Origin of the sequence: Methylobacterium nigriterrae (assembly GCF_037106235.1) — a bacterium.
In the GTDB taxonomy this organism is placed as follows: domain Bacteria; phylum Pseudomonadota; class Alphaproteobacteria; order Rhizobiales; family Beijerinckiaceae; genus Methylobacterium; species Methylobacterium nigriterrae.
The window spans coordinates 1-6,322 of the sequence record NZ_JBAWTG010000191.1 but is presented as its reverse complement, the minus strand read 5'-3'; the positions used below and the strand labels follow the sequence as shown (position 1 = coordinate 6,322).

Annotated in this window: 7 protein-coding genes and 2 pseudogenes; 4 read left to right on the top strand and 5 right to left on the bottom strand. The window is 64.4% G+C overall.

Annotation, left to right across the window (positions count from 1 at the left end; translation table 11 throughout):
- Nucleotides 1–865: 865 nt before the first annotated feature.
- The gene (locus tag WDW90_RS33685) at nt 866–1,723 is read right to left on the bottom strand and encodes an intradiol ring-cleavage dioxygenase (RefSeq protein WP_336492039.1); all 858 of its coding nucleotides are present in this window, start codon (nt 1,721–1,723) and stop codon (nt 866–868) included.
- 276 nt (nt 1,724–1,999) lie between these two features.
- On the opposite strand from WDW90_RS33685, the gene WDW90_RS33680 reads away from it, so the two are divergent.
- Entirely contained in the window at nt 2,000–2,413 is a 414-nt protein-coding gene (locus WDW90_RS33680; RefSeq protein WP_336492038.1) for a cupin domain-containing protein, read from the top strand.
- Nucleotides 2,414–2,566: 153 nt separating this feature from the next.
- On the opposite strand, the gene WDW90_RS33675 is transcribed toward WDW90_RS33680, so the two are convergent.
- Nucleotides 2,567–2,848 (bottom strand): PilZ domain-containing protein, encoded by a 282-nt coding sequence (locus WDW90_RS33675; RefSeq protein ID WP_336492036.1) that lies wholly within the window; start codon nt 2,846–2,848, stop codon nt 2,567–2,569.
- A 651-nt stretch (nt 2,849–3,499) separates the two neighbouring features.
- On the opposite strand from WDW90_RS33675, the gene WDW90_RS33670 reads away from it, so the two are divergent.
- A complete protein-coding gene (locus WDW90_RS33670; protein ID WP_336492034.1) occupies nt 3,500–3,658 on the top strand; it encodes a hypothetical protein in 159 nt (52 codons plus the stop codon).
- A gap of 459 nt (nt 3,659–4,117) precedes the next feature.
- Here the strand turns inward: WDW90_RS33670 and WDW90_RS33665 are convergent, their stop codons facing one another.
- Nucleotides 4,118–4,672, bottom strand: coding sequence for a hypothetical protein (locus WDW90_RS33665; RefSeq protein WP_336492033.1), 555 nt, complete (start codon nt 4,670–4,672; stop codon nt 4,118–4,120).
- A gap of 47 nt (nt 4,673–4,719) precedes the next feature.
- On the opposite strand from WDW90_RS33665, the pseudogene WDW90_RS41005 reads away from it, so the two are divergent.
- A pseudogene (locus WDW90_RS41005) lies at nt 4,720–4,998 on the top strand (hypothetical protein); the annotation flags it as partial.
- A gap of 178 nt (nt 4,999–5,176) precedes the next feature.
- Here WDW90_RS41005 and WDW90_RS33660 read toward each other — a convergent pair.
- Together WDW90_RS33660 and WDW90_RS33655 are read right to left on the bottom strand one after the other, a co-directional pair.
- Nucleotides 5,177–5,434, bottom strand: a complete 258-nt coding sequence (locus WDW90_RS33660) for a hypothetical protein (protein ID WP_336492031.1) — start codon at nt 5,432–5,434, stop codon at nt 5,177–5,179.
- 213 nt (nt 5,435–5,647) lie between these two features.
- Entirely contained in the window at nt 5,648–5,989 is a 342-nt protein-coding gene (locus tag WDW90_RS33655) for a c-type cytochrome (protein WP_336492030.1), read from the bottom strand.
- Between the two features lie 245 nt (nt 5,990–6,234).
- Between WDW90_RS33655 and WDW90_RS33650 the strand changes: the two are divergent.
- Nucleotides 6,235–6,322 (top strand): annotated as a pseudogene (locus tag WDW90_RS33650) (helix-turn-helix domain-containing protein); the annotation flags it as partial.

Here is a 6,322-nt window from a genome sequence, read left to right as displayed (position 1 = left end):
CGGATCGACCAGGCCCGGTTCCGCACGATCGTCCTGGCGCTGCTGGCGATCATCGGCCTGACGACGGCGGGGCTGGCCCTGCCGAGCCTCTTGCCCTGAGAGAACTCTGGTGATTCCAGCACGCTAGGCTGGCCAGCGAGTGCAGCGCTTCCCATCCGCCCGCTAAGATGACCACTCTTGAGCACCGAGCTTAGCTGCATAACTCTCTGATTATCTCGCTAAATATTTTCTCTATCGTTTGCTAAGCACTTGTTTATCACAATAACGGGAGCTCAATGAGCGAGGCTGTTCCATAGCACCCAATCCGCGAGGCTTCTCACGGTGCGTCGTGCAGTAGGACCGATTCTCTGTCCGGCGCTCTCTGAAGGGCTTTCGAGAGCGCTGACTGTTGCTGAGAGCCGATCCGGAACGAGGCCGTGCCGGCGTCCCGGTGAGCCCGATGGGTCGGCCCTCCCGAAATGGAGATTGGACCACTGCCGCCGTCCGTCGTAGGCAGCCGGGACAACAGGGCGGCTATGATAGGAAGATTACGGTGTTGTCCGTCCCCTTCTTCTCTCGTCGTGGTTGGCCCCGGTAGGGTGGGAGCGCGAGCACCTCATTCAAGCGGAACAGCAAATCGCCGAACGGGATCGGCGCGCGGCTCAGCAAATCCGCCGCGTGGAGCGTCTGACCAGGCAGGGCAATGATTCGACTCGAGCCCGACACGTGCCTCAGGTCCTGGAGGATCCTCTCGCGTAGTCGCACATGCAGCGGCAGTTCGTTCTACAGCCTGTCGCGAGCGCCGCGCGGGGTGGCCCCCATGGATCGAGCGGGAAGCAGCCTGAGATGACGATGGCCCGCTGCCGCCCCCGAGGCATCGCATTGTCTATGGCTCCCGCCTCAGGCCCGGCACCAGCGCCCCAAGCCGATCCTTCAGGGCCGACCGGCCCGGCCCACGTAATCCCGGCGGTGAGCCGCCCGCCCGGGGCGGCCGCTCCGGGAGAGCCGTCAGGGTCTCGGCGCGCTCAGTGTCGGTGCCGCTGGCTGAGCAGTCGACCCCGAGGGTGAGACTGGCGACATAACGGTCGCGCTCCTCCTTCACGGCACAGAAGGCCCGGCGGTTCGGGTCCTCCTCGTTGGCAATTCCATCATTGGCGTTGACGATGAAGCGCTCGGCCCGGCGCCCCGTATAGGCCGGGACCTGCGTGTAGAGGAACTCGTTGAGCGCGTCGGGGAAGTAGATCTGTCCCGTGAGCATCGTGCGCGCGTCGAGGAACGCCTTGAGGTGGATATGCGTCGCCCGGCCCGCGTACCAGCCCGGATAGATCGTCTCGAAGGTGACGACGCCGGCCGCATCCGTCATCTGGGTGCCGCGCAGGAAGGTCTGACCGCTGGTGTCGAGGCTGCGCGAATCCCCCTGCCCCGGATAGCCCGAATAGAGCCCTTTGGCGTCGCAGTGCCAGATGTCGACGCGTGCCCCCGCAATCGGCGTACAGGGCCCCGCCTCGATGACCCGCAGGCGCAGGCGGAGCGGCACGCCGGCCCGGCCCTCGGTGATGTCCGAGCGCATGAGCTTCGGGTCGAGATAGAACGGGCCCTCGATTGTCTGCGGCGTCAGCAAGCAGGAGCCGTCCTCACCGCTGGGGATGGGGCCAGCCTTGGCGGAGGCAGGCAACAGGGTCGCGAGCGACCCGCCGAGGGCCGCCAGGAGTGTGCGGCGGGAAGTGGGTGGGAAACGGTCCATACCTGTCTCCTCTTGGCGGCTGGCCGAAGGCGATAGGATGCCCGTGTCTCTGCCCCATGTCCCGCGCCGCGACGCCGCGTGCCGCCAACGGCTTCCTGCTGGCCTACTCGTACTTCCTGGGCAACCCTGAGAGGCGTTCAGCGGCGGGCGTATGTCGCACGGCGGAGCCTGTATCACCTCAAACGGCCGACGAGAGAGCGTCCGACAAGGGCCAAGCCTGATGGTCTGCCATCGTTCGTGCTACGCTGAGCCGCACCGGTGATCAGGAGGGTGGGCATGCTGACGCGACGGTGGTTCGGGGCCTGCTTCCTCTGCGCGGGTGTCGGCGGTTTCCTGGCATCAGAGGCCGCCGCGCAGGGAGGCCCGTCGAGCGCCGTCCGGCGCAAGCTCATCAAGAAGAGCGAGACCGGCATGGGCAATCTCGTCACTCTCCTGATGGAGGTCGAGGTGCCGGCCGGGGTCGAGGTGCCGCGCCATACTCATCCGGGCATTGAATCGGCCTTCGTGCTGGAAGGCGAGGCGGAGCTCTACGTGCAGGGCCAGGACAATCAAACGATGAGGCCGGGCACCGGCTTCCAGGTTCCAGCCGAGGTTCCGCACGGCGTGCGCAAGGTCGAAAAACCGCTGCGGCTTGCCATCACCTACGTGGTCGATAAGGACAAACCGCTGGTCACGCTTGCGCCAGGCTGAAATCCATCCGCTCACGCCTTTGCAGGGTTCGCCAGATGATTCACGGTGCAAACCATGGCAGACCCGCCCGCGTCGCTGACGTTCGGATCCGACCCAGCCGACCCTGCTGGCCGGCGCGCGTCGACGTGGGAGTAGGCTCGGGCTGTCGTTCTATCAGGCGGTTGCGCGATCCAGCCGTACGCCGATGGTCTCATCGGTGCGCCACGCCACCGAGCAGACATGCGCCACACCCAAGCACGGGGCGATCAGCACGAAGGTCGCCGGCACGGAGCGGGCGTCGGGCATAGTGAGCCGAACACCCGTGTCCGAGCGGTCATAGAGCATGCAGGGCAGCGTGGTGTGTTCGCCCACCACAACCAAGCCGTCCTCGCTCACCCGATGGCGCGGGGCTGAGTAGCGCTCGTCCATCATCTCAGACCCAGGCTGAAGGGCCATGAGGCCACATCCCAGCTTTAGCTCGGCCTTTGGCCTCGGCGCAGAAGAATGACGATTGGCTAGTCTCAGGCTGTTATAGTTGAGCTAGCGGGCGCCATGCCGCTGAATACAGTCTACCCTGCGGCGAGGCCGGAGAAAGCCCACCGATCAGGCGCGGATGTGCGGTAGCATTCCTTGAAATTGCTCGATTTGCAATTGATCTACAGCCGTGGGCTGCCTTGGCCTGCGAACTGCCAATACGACATTGAGGAAACGCCGCCTGTATGCCGTCCAGGCTTTTGCCTCTGTCACACGCTGGCTGGAGCCACCGGAGCCCGCGCTGAGCCGCTATCTGCTGCGCTCGCGCCGTCGTGCGGCCAACGACAACAAGCGGCCCCCTCGGAGAGCCTCCAGGCTCACTCTGATCGGCTCCGGCACGGCGTTGATCGGCGCTCTAGCGCTCGTCGTTCTGCTGGTCTGAGCGTGACGGCAAGCGCGCTCTGATGCCACATACTCCAACAAGCTCTGCTGTCTGGGCTGCGATATGGCTGCCCTGCGCCGAGTGCCGGCGTCATGCAGCCTGCGCAGCCCTCATTTGTGGCATCTGGCATACCAGAGAGCATTGTGCAGTGCGATATATGGTGCAACGCAAACGTCACACGGACCCTTCCCATGATCGCAGTGCTCCTCGCCGCCATCTTCTTTAACGTTGCACTCGTCATCTTCATGGCCGAGCGTCTGAGCCCGAAGGCCGAGGCTGCCGCTCCGGCTCGAGCGTTCGTGGCCGGCAACGAGAACGTCCCGGCTTCCGCGGTGAAGCTCGCCGCCTAAGCGGCCCCGGACAATTGCCACGACGCGACATGATCAGTCCGTTCGGTTTGGCACGCTTGCAGCCTTGCTCATGCAGCAGCTGCTGGTGTGCACTCTGCGGCGAGCGGGGCAACAGGCAGCGGCTGCGCTCCAGCCCAACCGAGCACGGTTTGCTCGGTGAACCCTGCCCCTGAGCGCACTCCAAGATGCCGGGATGCTGGGTTGAGGCTGTGCCGGCTTTCTTGTGACTCCGTGGGTCTGCCGGCTCGACTGCGCGAGCTTCACTCAGGTGTCCGACGCTCGCGCCGTCGATCGTCCGGCGCTATCACAGGCCGACCTGCTCCTAGCCCACCATGCTGGACGCGGCCCGTGACCCCATCTTCGCTCCTCCTCTGCGCTTGCCGCTGCCCAGCTTGAACGAGCGCAACGGCCTCGGTAGGCAACCTGGTAGCCAGCACCTCCTCAAGCACCGGCAGTGTCTCAGGCGTCATCTTCGGGGGCAAATACCTCGCCCTCCTCAGCCAAGCGCACGTTGGCTTCGTCGGCCTTCAACTCCTTCAGGGCGCGATGCTCGGACAGCAGGCGCCGCATGGTCCGATCTGCATCCGAGCATTCGACCGGCTCGGCCGCGTCGTGGCTGCATCCCTCAATGGTCTCGTCGGTCTGCTGATCGACCGTAGCCCGATCCGCAGGGCTGAGCATGGCAAGATCTCCGAGCCCGAGTTCATGGGCCACATGTGCCGCGATCTCCTCCCGCTTGGCTCGCAACGCCACAATGTGCGCCGCGGCCTGATCTTCCATACCGCGCCCGACCTGCCGCGCGAGCGTGTGCCGCCAGCCGAGCGGGAGCGACGCACCGCGCAGCCTCATCCGATCTGTGACGCTGGCCAGCACGAGCTGCCAGTGCTCCGGGCTTAAATCCGCGAGCGTCTTGCTGAAGCCGAGATTATGGGCTGCAGTCTCGGCAGCCTCTATCCACTCCGGCGGCAGATCGGGTTTGTTGGTCGGGACGGGGACAATGGGCACATCAGGCATGCTGAACCCTTTCAGGTGAGCAAGGACGATAGCCCGTAGTCTGAGAGGGCGAGAAGCCGACACACTGGATGCCGCTGCCCGAGCCGCCTGGCCTCCGACATGTAAGCGAGACAGAGGCGGTCGTATCGTTCTACCCGCACCGCGAGGCGGATCGGCCTTCGGGTAGGTCCACACAAGAACGTGATCAGACCCTCGGCAGGTTGCGCTCTCAACCCGGGGACAACAGAGGCACTTCTATAGAGATCGTCTTACTCTTGTCCCTGTTAACCCTGGGTTGCCCTCCGCCGACGGTCGAGGATCTCGCATCGCCAGCGGGGTCAGCATGAGCCAGCCGAGTCTCATGAGGCCAACGCAACGACGTCTCGTGAAAGGAAGCGGTTCTGCCGGGCATTGACACCGCCCTGCCCCACCCTGCCACGATGCACACGGACATCAGTCCGCAACGAGCATAGATCACGGTCGCCTCACGCGGGCAGTTCGGAGGCTCGTCCTCAACGTGCCGTTCTAGTTCGTCTCTTCACCAGGGCGGCTAACCATCAGGATCGTCGCTTCGAGGCGCCGCTTGTCGAGGGCGCTGCCAGCAAGCGACCGCACTGGTTTCAGAGTGGATCCGGATGCCAACGCCAGTGGGCGCTCCCGAGCCGCTGTCTTGAGGGCCCGATCGAGCTGGGCACGCGTCGAGGCGTCGGCGAGCAACGTCAGTCCAGCAATCACAACGGCGCTGAGGCAACCGCTGATGACGATGGTAAAGGGGTTCGGCATGGGTGCGATCCTGACGAGAGTTCAGGATAGCGGACCGTTGGCTCTCCCGCCGCGACCGTACTGCCACATACCCGAGCGAACGGGCTGGCGGCCCCGAGTTTCCACAGCGATTAGGTCTTCTGCTAATACTCCTGCCCTACCCTTCCTGTCCGCGCCGTTCCCCAGCTCCGTGAGGATGCACATAAACCGCTGCCACACCCGCCACTAGGCAAGCTATCTCTCAAGGGTCTTGAGGTAGGCGATTACATCGTCAATCTTCCCCGGATCCAGGCTGAACTCCGGCATTGAGGGGTGGCCCGTGGTGATGCCTTCGGCTAGCGCCTCAGCGAGGCTCTCCACCGGGTAGCGCTCATGAAGGGTGCGAAACGGAGGGGCTTCTGGAAACGGGCTGTCTCCTGTGCGGCCTATTGCATGGCAGCCCGCGCAGTTCGTTTGCACGAAGGTGAGACCACGTTGTGCCTGCGGTTCGAGGGCCGACGCGGATCCCGGGTGTAGGAGCAGGGGCGTGGCCGAGGCCAGAACCGCCGCAACGACTTTGAATTTTCCTGCCCTCATTCAGGTCTCCCTGAGTGCACTGGTTGCTTGCCTGCTGGCGTGAGTACGCCTGCCAAGCTCGATCTGTACCGCATGTCAGGCGGCTTGACGCAAAAGGCGTCGACAAGCGCCGGCTGACGCGATGGAGCTTTCCCTGCCGCGGCGCGCGCCAGGGCACGCACCGGTCCAGAGCATACAAATTCGCTTTCCACCCATCCATTATGATGTATGAAGCATCAATCATCATTGCTCAGGGGATGATGCGCTTGATCACTGCCGCCCAGATGCGTGCCGCGCGAGCCCTGCTCGGTATCGACCAACGGCAGCTCGCGGAGATGTCAGGTGTGTCGCTGC